Origin of the sequence: Rhizobium sp. CB3171 (assembly GCF_029714265.1) — a bacterium.
Lineage (GTDB): Bacteria > Pseudomonadota > Alphaproteobacteria > Rhizobiales > Rhizobiaceae > Rhizobium.
This window is the reverse complement of record NZ_CP121653.1, coordinates 1,272,188-1,297,215: the sequence shown is the minus strand read 5'-3', so window position 1 is coordinate 1,297,215 and position 25,028 is coordinate 1,272,188. Positions and strand designations below refer to the sequence as shown.

The 25,028-nt window shown below is 60.1% G+C and carries 14 protein-coding genes; 7 read left to right on the top strand and 7 right to left on the bottom strand.

Annotated features, from left to right (window positions below):
* The first annotated feature begins 92 nt into the window (after positions 1-92).
* The 6 genes from QA648_RS25320 to QA648_RS25295 all read left to right on the top strand — a co-directional run bounded on the left by QA648_RS25320 (position 93) and on the right by QA648_RS25295 (position 17,006).
* Complete coding sequence (locus tag QA648_RS25320) at positions 93-923, top strand: glycoside hydrolase family 16 protein (protein ID WP_260305045.1); 831 nt, start codon at positions 93-95, stop codon at positions 921-923.
* A gap of 333 nt (positions 924-1,256) precedes the next feature.
* On the top strand, positions 1,257-3,170 hold the full coding sequence (locus QA648_RS25315) for a non-ribosomal peptide synthetase (protein WP_283054156.1): 1,914 nt from the start codon (positions 1,257-1,259) through the stop codon (positions 3,168-3,170).
* Positions 3,167-11,287, top strand: a complete 8,121-nt coding sequence (locus QA648_RS25310) for a non-ribosomal peptide synthetase/type I polyketide synthase (protein ID WP_283054155.1) — start codon at positions 3,167-3,169, stop codon at positions 11,285-11,287. Before QA648_RS25315 ends, QA648_RS25310 begins: the two co-directional genes overlap by 4 nt.
* Positions 11,284-13,761 carry a condensation domain-containing protein gene (locus tag QA648_RS25305; RefSeq protein WP_283054154.1) on the top strand — a complete coding sequence of 826 codons (2,478 nt, stop codon included), beginning with the start codon at positions 11,284-11,286 and terminating at the stop codon, positions 13,759-13,761. The genes QA648_RS25310 and QA648_RS25305 overlap by 4 nt, the downstream gene beginning before the upstream one ends.
* Positions 13,762-13,808: 47 nt before the next feature.
* On the top strand, positions 13,809-15,410 hold the full coding sequence (locus QA648_RS25300) for a hypothetical protein (protein ID WP_283054153.1): 1,602 nt from the start codon (positions 13,809-13,811) through the stop codon (positions 15,408-15,410).
* 87 nt (positions 15,411-15,497) lie between these two features.
* The gene (locus QA648_RS25295) at positions 15,498-17,006 is read left to right on the top strand and encodes an arylsulfatase (protein ID WP_283054152.1); all 1,509 of its coding nucleotides are present in this window, start codon (positions 15,498-15,500) and stop codon (positions 17,004-17,006) included.
* A 112-nt stretch (positions 17,007-17,118) separates the two neighbouring features.
* On the opposite strand, the gene QA648_RS25290 is transcribed toward QA648_RS25295, so the two are convergent.
* Positions 17,119-17,847, bottom strand: a complete 729-nt coding sequence (locus QA648_RS25290; protein WP_283054151.1) for a 4'-phosphopantetheinyl transferase superfamily protein — start codon at positions 17,845-17,847, stop codon at positions 17,119-17,121.
* A complete protein-coding gene (locus QA648_RS25285; RefSeq protein WP_283054150.1) occupies positions 17,834-19,018 on the bottom strand; it encodes a DegT/DnrJ/EryC1/StrS family aminotransferase in 1,185 nt (394 codons plus the stop codon). The genes QA648_RS25290 and QA648_RS25285 overlap by 14 nt, the downstream gene beginning before the upstream one ends.
* A 215-nt stretch (positions 19,019-19,233) precedes the next feature.
* On the opposite strand from QA648_RS25285, the gene QA648_RS25280 reads away from it, so the two are divergent.
* Positions 19,234-20,949, top strand: a complete 1,716-nt coding sequence (locus tag QA648_RS25280; protein ID WP_283054149.1) for a GMC family oxidoreductase — start codon at positions 19,234-19,236, stop codon at positions 20,947-20,949.
* 31 nt (positions 20,950-20,980) lie between these two features.
* On the opposite strand, the gene QA648_RS25275 is transcribed toward QA648_RS25280, so the two are convergent.
* From QA648_RS25275 to QA648_RS25255, 5 genes are all read right to left on the bottom strand, one after another.
* Entirely contained in the window at positions 20,981-21,394 is a 414-nt protein-coding gene (locus QA648_RS25275) for a GFA family protein (RefSeq protein WP_283054148.1), read from the bottom strand.
* A gap of 17 nt (positions 21,395-21,411) precedes the next feature.
* Positions 21,412-21,891, bottom strand: a complete 480-nt coding sequence (locus QA648_RS25270; protein WP_104826647.1) for an SRPBCC domain-containing protein — start codon at positions 21,889-21,891, stop codon at positions 21,412-21,414.
* The gene (locus QA648_RS25265; protein WP_104826648.1) at positions 21,888-22,217 is read right to left on the bottom strand and encodes a metalloregulator ArsR/SmtB family transcription factor; all 330 of its coding nucleotides are present in this window, start codon (positions 22,215-22,217) and stop codon (positions 21,888-21,890) included. Before QA648_RS25265 ends, QA648_RS25270 begins: the two co-directional genes overlap by 4 nt.
* A 107-nt stretch (positions 22,218-22,324) precedes the next feature.
* A complete protein-coding gene (locus tag QA648_RS25260) occupies positions 22,325-23,146 on the bottom strand; it encodes a methyltransferase, TIGR04325 family (protein WP_283054147.1) in 822 nt (273 codons plus the stop codon).
* Between the two features lie 55 nt (positions 23,147-23,201).
* Positions 23,202-24,722 carry an oligosaccharide flippase family protein gene (locus tag QA648_RS25255; protein WP_283054146.1) on the bottom strand — a complete coding sequence of 507 codons (1,521 nt, stop codon included), beginning with the start codon at positions 24,720-24,722 and terminating at the stop codon, positions 23,202-23,204.
* Positions 24,723-25,028: the final 306 nt, after the last annotated feature.

Genomic DNA, 25,028 nt, shown 5'->3' with positions numbered 1-25,028 from the left:
CGCCGCGCTTAAGCCCTTTGGGGTACCGCATAAACCGAAATGGGTTCTGTACCGGATAGGCGCCGCCGCGTTAGCGTCAGAGTATGGATCATTTGTTCAAACATAGACGACCATGGTCGATCGGCCGCCGCGGATTTCTGCGTGCAGGCTTTGGCGCCACGCTTGCATTGCTTGGCAGCGATCTTGCCGCGCAAGCGGGCGACACGGGAGACGCGCTCGACATTAGCAATATGACGCTGACCTTCGAGGATAATTTCGACAGCCTCAGCGTCTCACCCTGGGGGCCGGGCACCCGCTGGATCGCGCACACACCCTGGAACGGTGATTTCGGCGGAGCGCGCTTTACCGACCCCAAGGGCGATTTCCCCTTCAAGACGGAAGACGGCATGTTGCGCATCACGGCGGCGCGCGACGGCAAAGGCGAATGGCGCTCCGGTCTGCTCGCTTCGGTCGATGCGAAGGGCAATGGCTTTTCACAGGAATACGGCTATTTCGAAATGCGCGCCCGCTTGCCGGACGGCCCCGGCGTCTGGCCGGCCTTCTGGCTGATCGGGAAGGACCGCTCGAAATCCACGGCCGAAATCGATGTCATCGAATATTATGGCGACAAGCCGGGTGCCTATTCCTCTACCGTGCATGTCTGGCACCGCGGCGGCAAGCATGAGTCCGATTTTTCGCGCATCAATGTCTATGAAACGACAAGCCCGACGGACATGCACACCTACGGCGTAAAGATCGATACCGATTTCATACGCATGTATTTCGACGGCAAATTCGTTTGGAAGACCAAAGTCCTGCCGGAACATCGCCAGCCGATGTATATTCTTTTGAATCTGGGCATCGTCGACAGCGTCACCAAAATGGTCGCCCCGGATCCCTGCTTCATGTTTGTCGACTATGTCAGGGCCTATCAATTCAAATAGGCGCCTGGCCTTGGTGCATTCTCTCTGCAGAGGCGCCCGTAGTCTGCACTCCTTGATATGAGCGGAAATAAAGAAACTTCCTTTTGAGGCGGGGTGCGTTCGCACGACCCGCCCAATCTTCTTCACCCGTAATGCTTTTGGCCAGCTCGCGGCCGCCTCGGCGGCCTCCTCCGACGAAATGTCTACGTCGGCTAAGGCTTAAGACTTTCGTTGAGGAGGGCAGTCATCCCAATGATCAACTGGTGATTTTCCGGCAGCGTGAAATTCTGCAGGCGACGATAAGGCACAGATATCGTGCCGTCGCAGGCAGCAAACGTAGCCCGGAGCACAGCGATGATCGATTTCGATTCTGAAGAGAAAGCCAATTCTCCCGTAATCATGCATTACGACCGAGACCGCAACCTTCATGACATGGTGCATGAACAGGCCCTGGCCGCGCCGCACGCCACCGCTGTCGTTTTCGGCGATTCGGCACTCAGCTACCGCGAACTTGACCGGCTCTCCGACTCATTGGCGGCCTATCTCGTAAAACTCGGCATCCGCAAGGCCGACATCGTCGGCCTGTTCCTGCCGCGTAGCCTCAATGCCATCGTCTGCAAGCTCGCCATTCTCAAGGCCGGCGGCGCCTATCTCCCCCTCGATCCTGCTTTTCCGATCGAGCACCTCGATCACGTCATCGGCGAATGCGAGCCGAAGGTGGTCTTTGTCGATTCGGCCTATGGCGACAAGATCAGCATCGTTCCCAGCATGCGCGGCCGCGTCATCGAGGCGAGCGCCATCATTGCGGAAATGACCATCCGTCCGCCCCAGCCGCGGCCTTCCGTCAAGATCGGCGGCGATGATGTGGCCTATGTCATGTACACCTCCGGTTCGACCGGCCGCCCGAAAGGCACCGCGATCGCACATCGCAGTATCGCCCGCGTCGTCCTGGATCAGACCTATGTCGAATTTCGGCCTGATGATGTGGTCCTGCACACCGCAACGATCGCCTTCGACGCCGCGACCCTGGAGATCTGGGGGGCATTGCTCAACGGCAGCAAGCTTGTCGGCATGCCGGATACCAGCTTCTCCGTCGCTCGGCTCTGCAACCTCATACGCGAAACCGGCGTCAGCATCATGTTCCTGACGACAGGGCTCTTCAACGTCTTTGCCGACCACGCGGACGGCGACCTGCCGCAGCTTCGCCATGTCCTGTTCGGCGGCGACGTCGGATCGGCGGTTCATGCGCGCCGTTTTCTCGACCGCTTTCCTGGCTGCAAGCTCACAAATGCCTATGGACCGACCGAAACGACGGTTTTCGCGACAGCATTCGAAGTGCCTCCGAATTTTTCCGGGCAGGAATTGCCGATCGGCAGAGCCATCGCGCATACGGGCATTGCCGTTCTCGACGAGGAATTGCGGGAGGTCCCGTACGGGACCGAGGGGCAGTTGGCGATATCGGGCGACGGGCTTGCGATCGGCTATTTCAAACGTCCGGAGATGACCGCGGAGAAGTTCGTGACGATCGGCACGAACAATGGACAAAAGCGATACTATCTGACTGGCGATCTCGCCGTTCTGCATGCGGACGGCATGGTCGCCTTCAAGGGACGTCGCGACCGGCAGGTCAAGATCAATGGCAAACGTATCGAGCTCGATGAAATCGAGGCCACGCTAAGACGCGATCCGCGCCTTGCCGACGGCATCGTCCTTTGCCACGTCCAAAGCGCGACGCTGAAGCGCATCGTCGCCTACCTGTGCCCCCGTCAGGGGAGCGCAGGTCCCGATTTCGTGCCAAGCGTCATGGCAGCGCTACGCGCGGCACTTCCAGCCTACATGATCCCGAGCGCGGCCGTGGTCGTCGACGCATTTCCGCTGACGCCGGCCGGCAAGGTCGATCGCTCCAAGCTTCAGCCGCCGCCTATGGAGCAGATCGAGATTGCGCCTGATGCCATCGCCAAGAGCCAGACAGAGACACTTCTGACAAGGCTCTGGCAGGACGCGCTGGGCACGGGAAAAATCGACCTCGACAGAAACTTCTTCGACCTCGGCGGAACCTCGCTTCAGCTCATGGAAATCCATGCAGGCCTTGAGGCCGAGCTCGAACGTTCCGTCGACGTCGTTGCCTTGTTCAAGCATCCGACGATCCGCGAATTGGCGCGCCACGTCGACGGCAAGGCTTCGGGTTCGGCACGGGCTATCGCCGCCGCCCAGCGCGCAGCTCTTCAGAGAAAGACCATGTCCCAATTCCGCAGGAGTTCTTCATGACGAGAGATTATGAAACCGGTCATGCCAATGGCGATGAGAGTGATTTCGATAGCAATCAGGATTGGGACAATCAGGATTCGGGCGGTATCGCAATTATCGGCATGTCCGGTCGCTTCCCGGGAGCGCCTTCGGTGGAGGCGCTTTGGCAACTGATTTGTGAGGGGCGGAATGCCTTCTCGCAATTCTCGCCGGAAGAACTCGAAGATGCCTTTACCGACGAGGAGCGCGCGCAGCCGAATTTTGTTCCGGCCCGGCCGCATCTTCGCGATGTCGAGCTGTTCGATGCTGATTTCTTCGGAATGTATCCGCGCGAAGCGGCGCTGACTGACCCGCAGCACAGGGTCTTCCTGGAAATCTGCTGGGAAGCGCTCGAAGATGGCGGCTACGATCCGCAGCGTTACCCCGGAATGATCGGCGTCTTCGCCGGCTCCTCGATGCCGACCTATCTGATCAACAACGTTCTGGGCGATCGCGCCAAGGCGGAGGAATTTACCTCCAACTATCAGATCGGCTGCTTCCAACATCTTGTCGGCGCACTCAACGACACGCTTGCGACACGCATCGCCTATAAATTCAATCTGCGTGGCCCCGCCTTCACGCTGCAATCGGCTTGCTCCACTTCGCTGCTGGCCGTGTCGCAGGCCTGCCAGAACCTGTTGACCTATAGCTGCGACATGGCGCTTGCCGGCGGCGTCTCAATCACCATCCCGCAAAGGCGTGGCTATATCTATCAGGAAGGCGGCATGGCCTCGCCTGATGGCACCTGCCGTCCCTTCGATGCAAACGCTGCCGGGACAGTCTTCGCGAGCGGCGCCGGCGTCGTGCTTCTGAAGCGCCAGGAAGATGCGCTGCGAGATGGCGACCATATCTATGCGGTTATCCGAGGCTATGGCGTCAACAATGATGGCTCCGACAAGGTCGGTTTCGTCGCACCGAGCGTCGAAGGCCAGGCCGAAGCGATTTCGGCAGCCTTTGCCAATGCCGCCGTCTCACCAGCAAGCATCGGCTATGTCGAATGCCACGGCACCGCGACGCCGCTTGGCGACCCCATCGAATTCAGCGGCCTCAAGGGTGCCTTTTCGGAGGATCCGCCCGCGCCGGCAAGCTGCGCGCTTGGATCGGTGAAAGGCAACATCGGCCATACGGACGCCGCCGCCGGCGTTACCGGCCTCATCAAGACCGCGCTTGCGCTGGGCAAGGCGAAGATACCGCCCATGCCCAACTACGAGAAACCGAATCCGCGCATCGATCTCGATCACAGCCCCTTCTACATTCCGACAGAAATGATCGATTGGCCGGAAACGGAAGGGCCGCGCCGCGCCGGCGTCAGTGCGTTCGGTGTCGGCGGCACGAACATTCACGTCATCGTCGAGGAGCCGCCGGTTCTTCGCGACGAGCCTGTCGATGAGCGGGAAAGACCATACCTTCTGCCACTTTCGGCACCCAACGCAGCCGCTCTTTCAGCGATGCGCACCAATCTTGGTGACCATCTTGCCAAGAATCCCGGGCTGCCTCTAGCGCAGGTGACTCATACGCTGCAGACCGGCCGGCGTGAGTTCAATCATCGCCTCGCCATTGCCGCCAGCACCACGGAGGAGGCGATCGATCGCCTGACGGCGGAGCGCTACCAGCCGCTCGTTGCCGCGGATCAACCGCCCGTCGCCTTCATGTTTCCGGGGCAGGGCGCTCAATATGCCGGCATGGGCGCCGGTCTCTATAGCGCGGAGCCGGAATTCGCCCGCTGGATCGACCGCGGCGCCGAGCTCCTGAAGATGACGCTGGGCGTCGATCTGCGCGACTATATCTGCCACACCGGCCCGGTGACCCAGGCCATGGCCGACGAGCAGCGTGAGACGCGCATCGCTCAGCCCTGCCTCTATCTCGTCGAATACGCGCTGGCGCGGCTGTGGTTGAGCCGTGGCGTCAAGCCCTATGCGATGATCGGCCATAGCGTCGGCGAATTCGTCGCCGCAACGCTCGCCAATGTCATCTCCTTCGAAGACGGCTTGCGGCTGGTCGCCAACCGGGGGCGGCTGATGCAGAACCAGCCGCAGGGTGCAATGGTGTCGGTTCGCGCCGATGCCGAAACCGTCGCCATGCATCTGCGGGGCAAGGTCGAGATCGCTGCGATCAATGCGCCGAAACTCTCCGTCATTTCGGGGCCGTTCGAAGATATCGATACGGTCTGCACCGTGCTCGAATCCGCCGGCATTGCCTTCAGCCGGCTGCATACTTCGCATGCCTTCCACTCGGCGATGATGGATGACGCCGTTATTGCCCTGCGCGAAGAGACGGCAAAGACCACTTACGGCACGGCCACCATGCCGTATATTTCCTGCGTCACCGGCGACTGGCAGACCGGCGAACGCGGAACCTCGCCGGACTATTGGGCAACGCATTGCCGCGACGCAGTTCACTTCGCCGATGGGCTCATGACGCTCTGCCGTGGCCGCAAACCGGTGCTCTTGGAAGTCGGCCCCGGCCGAACACTATCGGTCTTTGCCGCGCAGACGATTGCACGTGACGGTGTTGCCGCCATCGTGCAGTCCTTGCCTGAGCATGACCGCGCCTTTGCCGCTTCCGAGACCCTGGCGGAAGCACATGGAAAGCTCTGGATGGCCGGCTACCCGCTGGAATGGCCGGCTCTGCCCGCCAGCGCCCAGCAGCGCCTGGGCCTGCCGACCTACCCGTTCCAGCGCCAGCGTCACTGGATCGATGCGCCGCAATCCTCCCGCCGCGCGGCGAGCCAACCGGCTCTGCCCGCTCAAGTTCCTGTGCCCGCTGCCTCTTTCGCAGCCGATGTCAACCTTGTCGATGAGAACAAAGCCATGAACGTCGTAACACCACTCTCTCTTTCCGATCGCGTCCTCACACTTGAAACCTCCCTGTTGACCTTGCTCAGCGAAATGTCAGGGGAGACGTTGGGGGTCACCGAGCGGGCCGTGACTTTCCTCGAACTCGGTTTCGACTCACTGTTCGTGGGCCAGTTCGCGCAGCGTATTGAGAAGGAATACAAGGTTAAACTCTCCTTCCGTGAGCTGCTCAGCAACATTCCCTCGGTCGCCGATCTGGCACTCCATCTCGACCAGCAGATGCCGCCGGATGCCGTGAAACCAGTCGCGGCACCGGTAGCGGCGCAGGTTGTCGCTCCCGCTGCGCCGGCTGCAGCGGCACCCTCACCAATCGCTGTCCCGGCGGCGCTTCCAGTCGCGCCGATGCCGATGATGTCTGCCGCTTCGCCCGATTTGGCTGCTGTGCTGCAATCGCAGATCCAGCTTGCACAGTCGCTGTTTGCCCAACAGTTGGCGATCCTCCAGGGCGGCACGGCGCTCGTCCCGGCCGCCGCTGCGGCGATCCCAGCAGTTGCACCGCCGGTTTCTGTGCCCGTCATCACTCCTGCTGCCGCGCCTGCCGCTCCAGCAGCCGTCAAGCCGGCGTCGGACACAGCGGAGACCGAATTCGGCACGGAGCGTATCAAGCTCTACCGTCCCGGCGCAAAGAGCCTTGCGCCGGAGATAACCAATGCGAAACGGGCCTTCATCGCCGATCTGACCGCCGCTTATGAAGCGAAGAACGCCAAGTCCAAGGCCTTCACCAAGGCCAATCGCCATTGGCTTGCCGACCCGCGCACGGCTTCGGGCTTCCGCGCCGACTGGAAGGAAATGGTCTTCCCGATCGTCTGCGACCATTCCAAGGGCGCACATATTTGGGATGTCGACGGCAACAAATACGTCGATCTAGTCAACGGCTTCGGGCAGACCGCCTTCGGTCACGCCCCGGATTTCGTCATCGATGCGATCAAGGCCCAGGCCGATATCGGCTTTGCCATCGGCCCGCAAACGCCGCTCGCCGGCGAGGTCGCCGGAATGATCGCCGAAGTGACCGGTCATGAGCGCGTCACCTTCTGCAACACCGGTTCGGAAGCCGTCATGGCCGCCATGCGTCTCGCCCGTGCCGTCACCGGCCGCGACCGCATCGTGGTCTTCGCCAATGACTACCACGGCCAGTTCGACGAAGTGCTGGTCAAGGGCCGCAATCGGGCCGACCGGCCGATCGCCTTGCCGATCGCTTCCGGCATTCCGATGGGCTCGGTATCCAACATGACCGTGCTGCGCTACGGCGCACCGGAAAGCCTCGATTTCATCCGCGCCAATGCTGAGGAAATTGCGGCCGTTATCATTGAACCTATCCAAAGCCGCCATCCGGAATTGCAGCCGATCGAATTTGTTCGTGAGCTGCGTGATGTCGCCACCAAGTCTGAATTCGCCCTGGTCTTCGATGAAGTCGTCACTGGCTTCCGCGTCGATCCCGGCGGCATGCAGGCGATCTGGGGCATCAAGGGCGATATGGCGACTTATGGCAAAGTTGTCGGCGGCGGCATGCCGATCGGAGTCTTGGTTGGAAGCGCACGTTTCATGGATGCTCTCGACGGCGGCCACTGGAATTACGGCGATGACTCCGTTCCCATGACCGCCCCGACTTTTTTTGCCGGCACATTCGTACGTCACCCGCTGGTGCTTGCCGCGGCACATGCCGTCCTGCATCACATCAAGGGTGAGGGTGCGGAGCTTTATGGACGCGTCGCCGAACGAACCCAGGCACTCGTCGCCGAAATGAAGGCGGAACTCGCAAGGCGCGGCATTGCCGATGTCGTTCACGGCTATAAGAGCTGGTTCGCCGCCGACTTCAGCAGCCAGGATTCGCTGGGGTCGCTGTTTTATGCTCAGATGCGCCTGAACGGCGTCCACATCCAGGAAGGCTATCCATGCTTCCTGACCACGGCCCATAGCGAAGACGATTTCCAGACGATCGCCAAGGCCTTCCGCGACACTCTCGACGCGCTGCAGTCGGTGGGAATCCTCGCCCCTGCCGAAGATAAACCAGCCCGATCGGTGGAAACGAAAATACCGGTCGTGGCGCGCGCACCGCGGCCGCAATCCGCACCGCTGACAGAGGCGCAGACGGAAATCTGGCTGGCGGCGCAGGCCGGCGACGAAGCCTCGTGCTCGTTCAACGAATCCTTTTCATTGAAGCTCGAAGGCGCTTTCGACGAGAAAGCGTTCCGCAAAGCCATCGATACCGTCGTTGACCGCCACGATGCCTTCCATATCCGTTTTGATCGCAGCGGTCAGTTCTTCCACTTCATTCCGGATTTCAAACTCGATCTGCCGCTGGTCGATGGTGCTAACGAAGCTCATCTGCGTCAGATCATCGAAGACGAGGCGCTGACGCCGTTCGACCTCGTGAACGGTCCTCTGGTCCGTGCCAGCATCGTGAAGCTCGGTCACGACAAGCATGTCTTCGTCTTCACGGGCCACCACATCGTCTGCGATGGCTGGTCGATCAACGTGTTCGTCGATGAGTTGTCGACGGCTTACGCCGCCTACCAGCAGGGCGACACGCCGCACTTCGAATCGGCTCTGTCCTTCGCCACCTATTCGACCGACTTCGCACCGAAGCCGGAGAAGTCCGGGGCTACGGAGCAATTCTGGCTCGACCAGTTCAAGACGGTTCCCGATCTGCCGGAAATGCCGCTTGATCGGCCGCGCCCGGAATATCGCAGCTTTGCCGGCGGAACCTGCACCGGCTTCATCGGCGAGGAAGTCTATAAGACCCTGAAGAAGGCGGGAGCAAAATCGGGTGCAACGCTGTTCTCCACCCTACTTGCCGCCCTGCAGGTGACGATCTCGCGGCTTTCCGGCCAGGAGGACATCGTCATCGCCATCCCTTCTGCGGGCCAGAGCCTGGTCGGTGACCAGATCCTCGTCGGCCACTGCGTCAACCTCCTGCCGCTGCGTCAGACCGTGACGTCAACAGAATCCTTCGTCACCCACCTGAAGGCAACGCAACAGTTAGTCTTCCAGGCGTTTGAGCATCAGGACTACACCTACGGCACGCTGGTGCGCAAACTCGGGATCAAACGCGACTCGCGGCGCCTGCCGCTCACCGAGATCCAGTTCAACCTGGAGCGGATGGCCGGCGGCGGCGCCTTCGGCAACCTGAAGCCGACGATCGAGCCGAATGCGAAGGCCTTCTCCAACTTTGACATGTTCTTCAACATGATCGAGGCCGCGGATCACATTCGCATCGATGTCGACTACAATGCCGACGTCTTCGACCGCGCCACCATCGAGCGCTGGATAGGCCATTTCTCGACGCTGGCTGCGGCACTCGCGAAAGATATGGAGCGCAAGGTTTCCGAACTGTCGCTGCTGACGGCGGACGAGAAATCCTGGCTGATCGAAAGCCTCAATCATACGGCGATGGACTACAATCATGATGAGTTTGCCTTCTCGCTCTTCGCCCGCAAGGCAGCAGAACATCCGCATGCCGTCGCCGCCGAACATGACGGCCATACGATCACCTACGGCGAACTCGAAACCCGCTCCAACCAGCTTGCCCTCTATCTGCAGATGGCGATCCCCGAACCCGGGCAGCGCATCGCGCTTCTCGTCGAGCGCTCGCTGGAAATGATCGTCGCTCTCTTGGCGGTCATGAAGGCCGGGCACACCTATGTGCCCATGGACCCGGCCCATCCTGAGCCGCGGTTGCGTCAGACTCTGGATATCGCCCGCGTCGGCGGCCTGATTTGCGATAGCGACGAGATGGCACGGCTTGCAGCCTCAGGCACGCCGATCATCCGTACCGACAAGGACGCGAAGGCGATCGGCTCGATGACAGGGGCCACCCTGAAGAGCCTGCCGACTGACACCACGGCTCCGGCCTATATCATCTTTACCTCCGGCTCGACCGGCATGCCGAAGGGCGTCGAAGTGTCCCACCGGGCGCTGACGAACTTCCTCCTTTCCATGGCGAAGGAGCCGGGATTCACCGCCAATGACACGCTGATTGCCGTAACGACGATCTCCTTCGATATCGCCGGGCTGGAAATCTACCTGCCGTTGATATCGGGCGGAAAGGTCGTCGTCGCCAACCGGATGCAGGTGCAGGATGGCTTCGCGCTGGTGCGGCTGATCAATGAGCATAATGCGACGGTGCTGCAGGCAACCCCCACGCTCTGGCAGATGCTGACGGAGGCGGGCCTCAAGGAGCGGCCGAATCTGAAGATGCTCTGCGGCGGCGAACCGTTGCCGAAGGAGCTGGCGAAATCGCTGCTGACGATCGGGGGCGAGCTCTGGAACATGTATGGCCCGACGGAGACGACGATCTGGTCTTCGCTGCAGCGGATCACCGATGCGGATCAGCCGATCACCATCGGCCACCCGATCGCCAACACCCAGCTCTATATTCTCGACCAGAACAACAGCATCGCGCCGATTGGCGTAACCGGCGAGCTGCATATCGGCGGCGATGGCTTGGCGAACGGTTATTTCGACCGGCTTGACCTGACCGAGAAAGCCTTCGTGCCGTTCTGCTTCGCCACCGGCAGGCCGAAGAGACTTTACAAAACCGGCGATGTCGGCCGGCGCCTGGCCGACGGGTCGCTGCAACTGCTCGGACGACGCGACCAGCAGATCAAGCTTCGCGGCTTCCGCATCGAACTCGGCGACATCGAAGCCGTCGTCTCCAAAGCCGAAGGCGTTCGCCAATGCGCCGTCGTTGCGGCGGAGAACCAGAAGGGCGACTGCTCTCTCGTCTGCTATGTCGTACCCACGATCAGCGGCATCGAGCTTTCGCCGGCCAATCTTGCCGCACATGCCAAGGCCAATCTTCCCGGCCATATGGTGCCGAGCTTCTGGGTGACTGAAAGCGAGCTGCCGCAGACTGCCAATGGCAAGCTCGACCGGAAGAGCCTGCAGTTGCGCGGCGTGCCGCAGCGCGAGGCTGCAGTCGTCAAGGTTCAACCCAAGACAGAGACGGAGCGGCGGATCCTGACGATCTGGGAGGAGGTGCTGAACCTCGGAGATATCAGCGTCGACGACAATCTCTACGCGCTGGGTGCCGACTCGCTGACTATCTTCCGCATCGCCGCCCGCATGCTCGACACCGGCCTGCCACTGGAGGCGAAGCATCTGCTGCGTCATCCCTCGGTAGCCGAGCTGGCGGCCTTTGCAGACAGCCAAGGGGAGATCAAGGCTGACCCGGCTCAGTTCCACGTTCCATCATTGAAAGACTTCCGTAACGGCGCACGCCGCGGATTGGAGAGGGCAATATGAGTAGTGTTGAAAACAGCCCCGTAGGCCAGGTTGCCGATCTGGAGATCATCGGCGAGTTTCCCTGCACGCAGACGCAATTGCGCTGCTGGATTCTCGACCAGTTGCTCCCCGGCAATCCAGCGCTCAATGTTGCGGTTCGCTGGGAAATTCGCGGCGCGTTCAAAGCCGCGACCATCGAGGCGGCCTTTCGCAAGGTGATCCAGCGTCATGAGATTCTGAGGACGCGATTCATCGAAAGGGAAGGCCGCCCCTTCCAGCAGGCGGTGGACCGGATCGATTTCAAGATGTCGGTGATCGATCTTCGCAGCATGGCGGCCGATCAGCGCCAGACAAGAATCCTGTCGATCGGCGAGGAGACGGCACAGGCTCCTTTCGACCTTAGCAAGCCCGGGCTCTTTCGAGTCTCGCTGCTGATGGCCGAAAATGACCGCGGGGTTCTCCTCATCACCGCCCACCAGAGCTGCTTCGATGGTTGGTCGATCCGCGTGCTCGGACGGGAAGTGGGGGAAATCGCCGCCGCCATCGATGCCGGCCGGCAGCCTGTCCTCCCTGATTTGCCGCTCCAATATGGCGACTATGCTCTCTGGCAGCAGGAATATCTGCAGAGCTACGGTTTCGAGACGGAGAAGACCTTCTGGCGGGAGAAGCTCACCGGCGCGCCTTACTTCGAAGTGACGCCGGACCATCCGCGCGGCCGTGTGAAGACCAATCACGGCAATATTCTCTCCGTCGCGCAGCCTCTCGCCTTCAGCGAGCGCATGGATGCCGCCGCACGCGCTCATCGCGTCTCGCAATACAGCTACGGCGCCGCCATCATCAGCGCCATGCTGCATCGGCTGACGAATGCCGAGACCGTGATGTTCGGCTCACAGGTGGCAGGCCGCGAACATTCCGATCTCGAAGATCTGATCGGCGTCTTCATCAACAATCTTGTGCTGCGCTTCGATTTTTCTTCCGACATCTCGTTCGCGCAGCATATCCATTCGGTCAGCGAGACGGTGGAGGGGGCGCTGAACCATCAGCGTATGCCGTTCAACAAGCTGGTGGAGCTGATCAACCCGGTCCGCGATCCCTCGCGTAATCCGCTGATCTCCGTGAATTTCAACCTGCAGAAGGCGTTTCTGGAGGATCATCGCTATGGCGGCTTCGAGCTGATCAGCTCGCCGTCGCAATCGCCCGGCGTCATCTACGATCTGAGCTTCATCATGATCGGCCGACCGACGGGCTGGCGCATGTCGATCGAATACAATGCCGATCTCTTCGATGCGCGCACGATCGAAAGCCTGCTGCAGCTCTGGCAGAAGGCGTATGAGGTCGCCCTCGACCATCCCGAGGCAATGCTGTCGTCGCTGACCGTGCCCGAACGGCAAGCAGTTGCTGCCGCCAAGGACGCATCGGCAACGGAGCTTTCCGGGAGCCAGGCTTCGGCCGATACGCCGGTGGCGAAGAAGATGGCTGCGCTGGCGGCCCTCTGGCAGGACATTCTCCAAGTTCCGCAGGTACGGCCGAAGGACGATTTCTTCGCTCTCGGCGGTCATTCCCTGCTGGCGCTGCGGCTGCTGTCGGCCGTGCGGGACAAATTCAACGTCAAGCCGACGCTGGAACTTCTGTTCAAGGAGCCGACGCTCGAGGGCTTTGCCGCCGCGATCTTCGACACGCCGAAGGCGGAGGAACCCGCCGCCGCGATCGCCAATCCCTGGGAAATGATCACCTGCAAACGCGGCACAGGGCCGGCCTCGGTTTATACGCTCAACCATCCCTTCCTCTATTACCGCCTGGCAAACGAATTGCCGGATACGGTGTCGGTTCACAACATCAACATGTTCAATACCGATCTCGGAAATCTGGCTGGTATGCGGCTCGAGGATATTGCCCGCTATGCGGTCGATGCCATGCAGATCGATGTCAGCGCCGGGCCTGTTGGCCTCGCCGGGCTCTGCGTCAACGGGACGCTGGCGATGGAGGTAACCCGGCAGTTGCGGGAGAAGGGGGCTGATGTCAGCTTTACCGCAATCATCGATACATGGGCGCCAGGCTACTTCCGCTCGCTGCCAAAAAGGGAGCAGAAGCGGTGGAACAGGGAGCGGCGCGTCAAACGCCTGGTCTACTTCACGAAGAAGGTACTGTCGGGCCGGATGCCGCTGATCGTGTTCCTCAAGGAGTTCAATTTCTCGCTCGCGCTCCTGAAAATGTTCGGCGTCAAAGCCGGGCAATATTCACCTGACGAAGAGGCCAATGCGGCGGTGACGGATCTGCTGGTGGCGGCTGCGCGCAGCTACAAGCCGGTGCAGAGCAAGGACCCTTCTGTGATACTCTTGCGCAGCCAGGCCAATCATCCCCGCGCTCGCAAGCTGCTGTTCGGCTGGGGCGACGCGGTGGCGGCAGAAACCACCGTTGTCGACATTAAAGGCTGGCATGAGGACTCCGTGGCCGAACTCGCATCGGTCATCTCCAAGAAGTTCGGCGGCGCTTAGGCGCCGCTTCGAAAAATATCCGGCGAAACCGCATAGGAAACGCGATCATGGATATGACCAGGCCTTTGAGGATCGGTGTTCTTGCCGGGCATAAGGACGGCTTTGAGAATTGGGAGCTGATGGTTTTTGACCGGGTTCTTGCCGATCCGCGCTTCGAACTCGTTACGCTGCTCGTTCATCCACGGGCTTTCGGTAACCGGAAGACGTCGTCGCTGTTTGCCTTGGAAGCACGGCTGGAGGGTAAACTGCTAGCCCGGCAGCCTGCCTATATCCCGAAGCATTTCGATGCCGGCCGCCAGCGCGTCGACTATCTCGAAGCCATTGGCGGCCGTAACACGACCAATGGCAGCGTCGCTTCCGCATTACTCAAGCGTCTCGATCTCGATCTGGTCATACGCACTACGCCGGAGGGCTTGCCCGACGATGCGATCCGGGCACTGCCGTTTGGCGAATGGGCCTTCAATTTCTCCGATCAGCGATCGGAACATGTCGATTGGTACAGCTATGCCGATGTCATTGCCAGGGCACCGGTGACGGACCTGACGCTTTATGCCAAGCGCGGCGATGAAACCCAGCTTGCCCAGATTGCTACCTCCTCATTCAACATAAAATTCAGCGCGGCGCGCAATGCCGCTTTCGTGCGGGAGCGTGGCGTGACGCTTTTGATGCGCGAACTTGGGCGTTTGGCCGATACGCGTCAGCTCGACACAACGGTATTGGCGCGCCCGCCAGTCACTTCAGCCCCATCATTCGGCGATCTCTTCCGCTATACCGGCGCATTGTCAGGTTATCTCTCAGCAAAAGCGCTTAAAGCATTGAAATCAAAACTACGCTTCGGTTCGTCCATTTGGACGCTCTATACCGGTCGTGGGCGGATAGATGATTTCGATCCTAGCCAGGCGATCGAAATCCCGCCGACCAGGGGCGACATCAAGGCCGATCCCTTCCTCTTCCAGCATGATGGTGAATGCTACCTGTTTTACGAAGCCTATGCGGATGGCGACCGCAAGGCGCATATCGCCGTTGGCCGCTTCAACGGCGACAAGATTGAGCGGCTCGGCGTAGCGCTCGATTGCCCGCACCATCTCTCCTATCCGTTCGTGTTCCGCGACGGCGACGACATCTTCATGATGCCGGAGGCGCATCAGTCGCACCGGCTCGAGATCTGGCGTTGCACCGAATTCCCATTGAAATGGGAGCTTTATTCCACCGCCCTCGAAGGCCAATCGGCTGCCGACAGCATTCTGACGCGTCACGGCAACAAATGGTGGCTCTTCACCAATCTCTCGGATCATCACGCCTATGAAGATCACTGTAACGAGCTCTATGTCTTCGAGGTCGACGGTCCGGAGCTGAAGCGCGTCGTGCCGCATAAACGCAATCCCGTCGTCATCGGCAGCACCGTGGCCCGCAATGCCGGGCGCATCTTCGAGCGCGACGGCAAGATCTACAGGCCGTCGCAGCGAAATTCCCACGGCCTCTACGGTTATGGGCTGAACATCATGGAGATCGAAGAGCTCACGCTCGATCATTATCGCGAACGCTGCATCCGCACCATCACGCCGGACTTCAAGACCGGGCTTCTCGGCTGCCATCATTTCGATGCAGCGGGCGGGCGCTACATCATGGACGCGAGATTGAGCATTTAAAGCCTGTCGCGCGGGTGATGATCATCAACGAACTGTTCTTGCACGAAATGCTGGACAAAGGCCGCCCAGCGAGGGGAGACAGAACTGATGGACAAGGACGCCGATAATAAGGCCGATCATGTCGGCCCAAAAGGGTTTACGCGCCGGGCGGTGCTCACGACTGGCGGTTCGCTGGCGGCGGTGCAAATCGCCGGCAGGATTGGCGTGGGTGGATTGGCCGCAGCGCTTGCCTCCGGAACGGCCGCGTTGGCTCAGTCGACCAAGCCGAACATTGTTTTTATCCTCGCCGACGATTTGGGCTGGAAGGATGTCGGGTTTCACGGCTCTGACATAAGGACGCCAAATATCGACCAACTGGCGGAGAAAGGCGCCCGGCTTGAGCAATACTACGCCCAGCCCATGTGCACGCCGACCCGGGCGGCGTTCATGACGGGCCGCTACCCGTTCCGCTACGGCATGCAGACCGCCGTCATTCCCCAGGGCGGTACCTACGGCTTGGCGCTCGATGACTATCTCTTGCCGGAAATGTTGAAGGAAGCAGGTTATGCCACCGCCGCGAGCGGCAAATGGCACCTCGGTCACGCCAAAACGGCATTCTGGCCGCGCCAGCGCGGATTCGATTCATTCTATGGTGCTCTGCTTGGCGAGATCGATCACTTCACGCATAAGTCGGCGAACGGCAATGCGGATTGGTACCGGAACAACGAAGCCATCGAGGAGGAAGGATTCGACAACGTCCTCTTCGCTACCGAAGCCGTGCGAGTGATCAACGAGCACGATCAGTCGAAGCCTTTGTTCCTGTATCTGGCCTTCACGTCGCCGCATACGCCCTTCCAGGCGCCGAAGGAGTATATTGAACGCAACAGCCATATCGCCGACGAGAGCCGGCGAAACTATGCGGCGATGATCTCGGTGATGGACGATGGCATCGGCAGAGTCATCGAAGCTCTCGAAACGCGCGGCATGCGCGAGAACACGCTCATTGTCTTTCACAGCGACAATGGCGGCGTGGTCAATGCTTTCTTTGCAGGGGAAAGCGATGTCAAGGGCAAGCTTCCGGCCGACAACGGTCCTTACCGGGAGGGCAAGGGGACGACCTATGAAGGAGGTACGCGCGTCGCTGGCCTGGTCAACTGGCCGGGAAAGATCAAGCCTGGTACCGCCGACGGAATGATGCATGTCGTTGACATGTACCCGACCTTGGCGGCTCTGGCCGGTGCCAAGCTCGGCAAGAACAAGCCGCTGGACGGGATGGACATGTGGCCGATGCTTGGCGAAGGAAAGCCATCGCCACGCAGCGAGATCGTCTATAACATCGAACCAATGACGGCCGCCGTGCGCCAGGACGATTGGAAGCTTGTGTGGAAGGCGACGTTGCCGCCGAAAATCGAACTCTTCGATCTTTCGAAGGATACGTCCGAGACCACAAACCTTGCCGATCAGAGCCCCGAAATGGTCCAGAAACTGCAGGCGCGGATCATCGAGCTCGCCTCACAGATGGCTCCGCCGCTCATCATGCAGGACGCCGTGCGATTGCTTTTGCATTCGGACACGGTGCTGCCCGACGCGGCTGAAATGTTCAATGTCGGAGATTGATGGGCAATTCTTTCGTGGCGGCAAACGCGGTTTTGCGATAGCGACACGCGTAAAATCAAGAACCTAAAGCGCGCGGAGCGAATCCCAGAGATCGCGATGCGCTTTAGGCGTCTCATCCTCCATCCTCATCGCTGCGATAGCGCAGGCCGACCGGACGACCCTTTGTGAGAGCAACAACAGCGCCGGCGAACGTGGCCGGTGTTTCAAGCTCTAGAATCCGCCAGTTGAAAGGCGCTTCCGGATCGCCCTCCAACCGCTCCAATCTCGGTTCACTTGTCCAATCGAATGTTACGTCGAAACTGTCGAGCGCCAGCGAGAGCCCCTCGCCATGCGCCTTGACGAAGGCCTCCTTGCGCGTCCAGCAGCGGTAGAAACCGTCGAGATAGGCCTCCGGCGGCAGTGCCCGCAGGGTCAGGCATTCCTTACGGGAAAAGAAACGGCCGGCGATGTCTTCCTTGAGGAAGCGGATTTCCTCGACATCGATACCAAGCTCGTAGTGATCGGAGATCGCCAGCGCCGCAAGATCGGCGCTGTGGCTCAGATTGAAGTAGAGGGGGGCACCGTCAGGAAGGGCGACGGAAGGCTTGCCGTAGTCGTTATACGTGAAGGACACCTTTTGCGGCGACAGGCCGAGATACTGCCCGAGGATGGATCGCAACCGTCCCCTTCCAACTATGAACCGTTGTCTGTCGCGTTCGCGCACGAAGCGCGCAGCTCTTGTGAGCTCTTCAACGGACAAGAGCGCTGCGAACCCATCGAGCTGAGACGGCGTCGCATCGAGGCTCCAGGTCCAGACGTCGATAACGTCTGGACCGATGACTTCAAAACTAGGTTGTTGCATAGGAGAGCTTGCCGCTGGCGGTCGGGCCTTGGCGAACCATGCGCCGTGCCAAATATGCCATCAGCGCCGCCGGATAGTTCTCGCCCAGGCTGATGCGGCAAGTGCGCTTCAGGATATCCAGCGTCTGCGCGCACATGTCAGGCGTATATTCGATCTTTCGATCCGTCCAATTATAGGGGTTCATTGCAGGGTGGCCGCTGCGCTGCTGCAGCACCGGCTGCCAATTGGTGTAGACGTGGCGGCTGGAATCATAGAGCCGATAGACGCCACGCCTGTTTTCCTCGGCAAACTGTCTGGCGTCGTCGGGCGTTTCGAAGATGACATGCAAGCCGGCGGCGTTGGCGACATCATTGTGCGGACCGATGCGCATCCTGTCACTCTTCGACAGGATCTCGGTCATCATGTCGTAGCGCTTGCGCATCCGTGCAATCATCGGATCGAGCCGCTTCAGTTGGACGCGCAGCATGGCACCCTGGATTTGGCTCGCCTTGAAATTCACGCCGAGCATCGGCGGTTCGTTGGCATTGTCGAGATGGCCGCGAAACAGCGAGCCGATGTCGTGATACATGCGCGCCCGGGCAAAAAGCTGCGGATCGTTGGTGACGACTGCGCCGCCTTCGCCGATGTTCATGTTCTTGAACTGGTTGAAGCTATAGGCGCCGAGGTCGCCGATCGTGCCCGTCCGCTTGTTCTTGTAGGTCAGGCCGACGGCCTGGCACGCATCCTCGATGACAAGGAGACCATGCTCGCGGGCGATGCGCATGATGCTGTCCATGTCGCAGACCATGTTCGACATGTGCACGGGAATGATCGCCTTCGTCTGCGGGGTGATTTTCCGGACGATATCGGCAGGATCCATCGTCAATGTCTGGTCTATGTCGACCAGGACCGGCACAGCGCCGGCGGCCAAAGGCGCCGCGGCGGTGGCGATCCAGGTATAGGCGGGCACCAGCACTTCGTCGCCGGGGCCGATGCCGGCCGCGACCAGCGCCGAAATCAGCGCCCCGGTGCCGCTGCTCATCGTCAGCGCATGCTGTACGCCGAACTTGGCGCAGAAATCGGCCTCGAACCGCAACAGGGGACCGCCTGTGTCGTCGCCATAGCGCGCCAATTTTCCCGACGCAAATACCGGCGCAAGCGCCATCCATTCCCGCAATCCGACTTTAGCCATATCTTCGCTCCCGATGAAATCAGCGGCTCTCGTCTTTGAGCCTAGCGCCCGTTCGCTCTGTTTTCAGCATGGCTTTCCGGCCAGAAAGGCTTGGTGCAGAGCCAATCGACCTATCCAAAATCGGTAGCTCACATACGCATCTATGCCTGATTGGACGATTATCCGCGAAGCCGCGATTCCGATAGAAAAACAAGGAATTGTGGGAGAATGTTATCATGGCGATCCGCGACCTCAGATCAGCCCCGGACAATACGCTGCTACATGCCGATATCGCCATCGTCGGCGGTGGTCCCGCGGGCATCACAATCGCACAGGAATTTGCAAATACGCCAGTTCGCATCCTCGTCATCGATAGCGGCGGCCTCGATTACGAGCCCGAATTGCAGACACTGAACGCGGTCGAAAATATCGGCGAGCCTGTTGCGCGCGCCGGCATCGAGCCGGTTGGGCGCGGTTACAGCGGCGGCTTGGAGTGGTTGAACGAGATACCGGCCTTCGAGCTGCGCAACCGGCTTCTCGGCGGCAGCACTCATACGTGGGTCGGCAAATGCGCGGCCTTCGACGAGATCGATTTCGCAAGGCGGCCGTGGCTGTCGCTGTCCGGCTGGCCGATCGGGCGCGATGAGCTGCAGATAGCACTGGATCGTGCCGGCGACCTCCTCAATCTCGGACCCAATCTTTACGACGAGCGCCTTTATGAACGGCTGCATTCCCGCCCGACCGATCTTGGCATGAACAGCGATCTTCTCCGTCCGTTCTTCTGGCAATTCAGCCATGAGCGGAATCGGCGCGGCGAACCGATGCGCTTCAACAGATGCGCGCGCAAGATCAATGCGACGAATATCGATTTTCTGACACATGCGACGGTGACGGAGGTCGTTCTCGACCACAATGGCCGCCGGGCCACGTCCTTGAATGTGACGAGCCTTGAAGGAAACAAGGCCATCGTCGACGCCAGGACGATCGTACTTTGCGGCGGCGGCATTGAGAATGCCCGATTGCTGCTGGCCTCAAACACGTTGATGAGGTCCGGCATTGGCAACAGCCGGGATGTCGTCGGCCGCTATCTTGCCGATCATCCCCGCACGTCGCTTGCCCGCGTCATCGGGCGCGATATCGATCGGATCGCCCGGCATTTCAATTTCTATGGTCTGTCGCATAAAGGGCGAACGCATTTTTATCTGCAGGGACTGTCTCTCAGTCCGGACATGCAGGTGCGGGAAGGTCTTACCAATTGCGCGGCCTATCCGGTCCAGATCCACGCTGACGACGACCCGTGGGTTGCGCTGAAGCGCGTGGCGCACGGCTCACACCGGACATTGGCGCATGATCTTTCGGCCATCGGACGATCGCCCGGAATGATCGCATCCGGCCTCTACAACAGGCTGATCCGCAAACGCGGCTTGCCGCACCGGTCGACCGAGCTGCGTTTCGACGTCATGGCGGAGCAAAAGCTTGACCCCGAAAGCCGGGTCACGCTTTCGCACACACGTGATCGCTTCGGCAGGCCTCTGCCTCGAGTGGATTGGCAGATAGGATCATGTGAAATCAAGAGCATAAAGCGACTGGCGCAAGTGATTTCAAAGGAATTCGGCCGCATCGGCTTGCCGCGGCCGCAGCTTGCCGACTGGATCGCCATGGATGACGACGGCAGCGCGGCTTTCATGGATATGGCGCATCCATCCTGCACGACGCGCATGGGAACCGATCGCGCCACTAGCGTCGTCGATCCGAACGCGATGGTCCATGGTATCGACGGATTGTTCGTCGCAGGCAGCTCGGTCTTTCCGACGGGCGGCCACGCTAATCCGACATTGATGCTGCTGACGCTGGCAATCCGTCTCGCCGATCATCTCAAGGCGCGGCATGCAATCGAGAGGCCCTATGTCATTGCTGAAGGATTATCGTCGGTCATGGTGAAGACAGTCTGATGTCTCTATTGACCTTCAGGTTCAAGCTGTCTCACCTCGGTGGCATCTTGTCGAATTTCGGCAGTGCAGGATCGAGGTGATCCCAGGCATATCCGGCCGCGGTCCAGGATACCAATTGCGGCTCATAGCGGCTTGGCTCATCGAGGCTTGCCGGCGTGACGATGAACACATCCGGCATGTCGGGAAACGTCATATAGACGGACGAGCCGCATGTCGGGCAGAAGCCGCGCCGCTTCACGGTTCCGCCGTCACCAACGGTCTGCCAGTGCGACGCTTCTCCCTCGACCTTCACCTCAGCCGCAACAAAAGTCAGATGCGATTGATGGCCGGTGCCGCTGTCGCGCTGACATTGCCGGCACTGGCAGTCAACCATGACGGCTGGTTCGCCGGCGATTTCGTAGCGGATCGCGCCGCAGGCGCAGCCGCCGACATAGTGCTTGTTCATGTCGTTCTCCTATTGCTTCAATGCGATGTTTGCGAAGACGCCTCTTCGGCGACCACCATGTCGAGCCTCTTGACCACCTTTTTCCAGCCTTCGCTCATGTTGCGGTAGGCGGTATCGTTCTTCGGAAGCACGAAGCCGGAATGGACGAGGCGCAGGCGCGTGCCCGCCTCGGCCTTGGAGAGGGTGAAGGTGACCACCGTGTCCAGTTTTGAGCCGTAGCCATCATTGGCCGCATGGCCGCCCCTCCAGGCATAGGACAGCCGCTCATTCGGCACGACCTCCAGCACTTCGCAGTGAATGGTGCCGTCCCATTCGCCTGCGGGCGTGGTTTGAAAGGTGAAGTGGCAGCCGGCCACAGGCTCGAAACCCTTCGGCGCCATCAGCCAGCGGCTGATCAGTTCGCCGCTGGTCAAGGCCTTCCAGATTATCGCCGGCGCATGCGGGAAAACTTCTTCGGCCACAATGGCCTGCGTGTCTTTACTCACGGCTTGGTTCATGGGTCGATTTCCTTCAGCAGGTTTCTCAGATCGGCAAAGCGTTCGCGCCAGAAGACGCCATAGTGGCTCATCCAGTCGACCAGCGGCTCCAGGCCATCTGGCTGGGCACGATAATAGACGTTGCGACCCTCGGGGCGCTCGCAGACAAGGCCAGCCTGTTTCAAGGACTTGAGATGTTGGGAGATGGCGCCCTGCGTGACACTGCTGCCGCGGGTCAATTCGACCACGGTGATCTCGTCGGAATTGACGATGCGCTCGAACACGGCCCGCCTCGTGGGATCGGCAAGGGCGCGCATGACGGCAGTTATGGTGTCGGTTTCGATCATGGGAAATCAAATAGCAATGACTAATCAATTAGTCAATACTATTTGATTTGACCCATGTACGAAGGGGCGGCTCTCGCCGCCCCTTCGACTGCGTTCCGGGAATATCTCTAGCCGAGGCGGAAATAGAAGCCGGCGCTTTCGCTTCGTCCCAATTCCGGATGGGTGTCGATGAGGTGAGACAGAGATGGGATCGCCCAACGGTCGACCTGCGTGTAACCGAGCTCTGTCAAATCGCTGAGGAAGGTGGCTTCGTCGCGCATCTGATAAGGCACATAGGCGCCGCTTATTCGTTCCAGCGTCACGACCGTGCCTCTCTTGTGGAGGGCGACCTTGTTGAGGATCACATGCCGGGGCAACGCCGGCAGGCGCTGCAGCAGGCTGGAGAGCGGCACATCCAGATATTGCATCAAGCCTGAGCCCAGGAAAAGCGGTATGCCGGCGGCTTCCTCGATTCGGTCGACGAAGGTGAGGCCGGTCAGACCATCGCGCTCCGCCAAACGCCGTCCAGCGCGGGTGAAGGAGGGAAGATCATAGACGACCCAACGGAAGGAGTCGTCGAACTGCAGTAACGGCCGGAAAGCCCTGTATTTCGTTCCCATATGGCCGCCGGCGTCGATTACACCGTCAACCTCCTGCATCAGGTTGCGCATCCAGAACATAACCGGATAGTCCCATGGCAAGACCTGGCACATTTTGGAAAAGCCGACATTGGTGATTTCCTCGTGGTCGTAACCGGCCATCGGCATGGTCTTGGCGGCGGCAAAGGCAGCTTCGTAGGAACTGTAAGCTCCGGTAAATCGCCGCGGAAATGGCGATAGATACCGCAGGCGCCCGCCGGCCGCACGCAGCGGCGACAAAGACCGGCCAAGACTGCGGACCGTTTCGCCAAGGATCGAGCGCTTGTTCTCTGACAAAGATGCCGTCGCCATTGTCATGTCCTCAACTGGCCTCGAACGGCCTTTCTCGTTTTGAAAATTGTCAGGCCTATCGTCGGCCGACCGCAAAGATCGGGATCGGGATCCCTATCAATTTCTGAAGGATCGCAAGGGTGAGAACGTAGGTCGCTCCGCCGGACACCACTTGGATCGCCAATGTTGCCAGGTGCCGCAGCGCAGACGCTTCGGCGAGATAACCGAGCGAATAGACCGTTGCCGCCATGGCTGCGATGGCAACGGCAACGTAGGCACAGTCGCTGATCACCCGCCTCCATGCGAGGCCGCCATAGTTGCGCTGCAGATGCATCGATACCACAAAGGAAATCAGCGATGCCAGGCATTGGCTCAAAGCCGCCGCCTCGACGCCGAAGGGCGCGAAGAGAACGATCAGGCCGACCGAGATAGCGCCGTTGAGCAACAGCGCGGCAGGCATATGCCTGATATTGCCGGACAGAGAAAGCAGCGGCTCGGTGACATAGCCGGGCGTCAGCAGCACCTGCTTGACCGAGAGGATCGTCACGAGGATCGCTGCCGGCGCCCATTTGTCGCCGAGCACCACGTCGATCAAGCTGGATGAAATCAGCGACAGCCCGAGATAGATCGGCGCCGAGATCGCCATCAGAAGGGTCATGAAGGTGGTCGCGGCGGGACCGACATCGCGGGATGTTTTGCCGTTGGCATCGATCTTGACGGTCGCCCGGCGGAACAACGTCCAGGCGAGCATGCGCGCCGGCTCGCCGATGAGTTCGGAGAAGGCGGCGATGATCCGTTCTGCAACGCGATAATAACCGGCTTCCGCGAGACCGAGAAAGCTGCCGATCGCCAGTGTGCCCGAATAGGAGCGCAGGAAGATGATCAGCCGGTTTGCCAGAATATGACGCGAGAACTCGAGGATTTCGCGCGCGAACGGAAAGGTGAGGCGTGGTTTGGGATACCAACGTGCGACGATGGCAGAGGCGAATACGCCGACGAGCAGTGTCGCAAGCCTTCCCGCCACGAGCGAGAAGACGTTCCAACCAATCCATAGGCCGAGCATAGTCACGCCCAGCCCGATAAGCTCGGATGCGATACGGATTGCCGCCTGTTTGCGCAACTGCCCCCTTGCGACTAGCAGTCCGTCATAGACGACTGAAAGCGACGAGGGCAGGAACCAGCAGCTGAAGAGGCAGAGCAGCATGCCTTCCCAGGGCTGATGGAAGACAAACCAGACCACCGCGGCTATCGAGAGGCCGACGATCGTTATCAGGATTCCGGAGATGACCGAGATCGTGCCGACCTGGTCGAGCTCATCCCGCGTGCACTCCGTTTTCATGATGAACTCGCCCCAGCCGCCCTCGGCAACAACGACGAGCAGGATCACGATGGCGGAACTATAGGCGTAGAGGCCGAATTCGGCAGACTCCAGAACACGCGCTGCGACGAGGAAAACGACGAGCTGCACGACCTGGGAGACGATCTTCGAAACCAAGGTCGAAGCACCGTCGCCGATGACGGACGGCAAGCGCAGGCGAAGCCATCGCGGCAAACCGAATCGGCCGGAAGATGGAGGGGGAAGGGGCATCCCGTCCATCAGCGCACCGCCTGCGTCGGAGAAAAGAAAGGCAAAAACCCTCCGTTTTTCCACCGCTGACTCATCGCGGCCCCATAATATTGTGTGGGTTTCTTTAAGAAAAACCAGATTTTCTTAAGATAAATCATGTAACGTTCCCATTCGGAACACAATCTTGCGCCAAGGGGAACGCTCCAAAAACTAAGCAAACTGGCGTTGAACGGCCTAACGTCACGTAAGTTGCGACCTGGGCCTGAGAAGATGTTTTTGGTTGGTGTTCGCCCAACAGAGGGTTTTTCGTAAACTGTCATGAGACAACATGCAGAA

Excerpts from the sequence above, each read along its gene's own strand:
- QA648_RS25305 (WP_283054154.1), top strand. The coding sequence starts at position 11,284 with ATGAGTAGTGTTGAAAACAGCCCCGTAGGCCAGGTTGCCGATCTGGAG.
- QA648_RS25295 (WP_283054152.1), top strand. The coding sequence starts at position 15,498 with ATGGACAAGGACGCCGATAATAAGGCCGATCATGTCGGCCCAAAAGGG.
- QA648_RS25260 (WP_283054147.1), bottom strand. The coding sequence starts at position 23,146 with ATGGCGACGGCATCTTTGTCAGAGAACAAGCGCTCGATCCTTGGCGAA.
- QA648_RS25315 (WP_283054156.1), top strand. The coding sequence starts at position 1,257 with ATGATCGATTTCGATTCTGAAGAGAAAGCCAATTCTCCCGTAATCATG.
- QA648_RS25270 (WP_104826647.1), bottom strand. The coding sequence starts at position 21,891 with ATGAACCAAGCCGTGAGTAAAGACACGCAGGCCATTGTGGCCGAAGAA.
- QA648_RS25275 (WP_283054148.1), bottom strand. The coding sequence starts at position 21,394 with ATGAACAAGCACTATGTCGGCGGCTGCGCCTGCGGCGCGATCCGCTAC.
- QA648_RS25285 (WP_283054150.1), bottom strand. The coding sequence starts at position 19,018 with ATGGCTAAAGTCGGATTGCGGGAATGGATGGCGCTTGCGCCGGTATTT.
- QA648_RS25300 (WP_283054153.1), top strand. The coding sequence starts at position 13,809 with ATGGATATGACCAGGCCTTTGAGGATCGGTGTTCTTGCCGGGCATAAG.
- QA648_RS25255 (WP_283054146.1), bottom strand. The coding sequence starts at position 24,722 with ATGGACGGGATGCCCCTTCCCCCTCCATCTTCCGGCCGATTCGGTTTG.
- QA648_RS25290 (WP_283054151.1), bottom strand. The coding sequence starts at position 17,847 with ATGCAACAACCTAGTTTTGAAGTCATCGGTCCAGACGTTATCGACGTC.
- QA648_RS25310 (WP_283054155.1), top strand. The coding sequence starts at position 3,167 with ATGACGAGAGATTATGAAACCGGTCATGCCAATGGCGATGAGAGTGAT.
- QA648_RS25265 (WP_104826648.1), bottom strand. The coding sequence starts at position 22,217 with ATGATCGAAACCGACACCATAACTGCCGTCATGCGCGCCCTTGCCGAT.
- QA648_RS25280 (WP_283054149.1), top strand. The coding sequence starts at position 19,234 with ATGGCGATCCGCGACCTCAGATCAGCCCCGGACAATACGCTGCTACAT.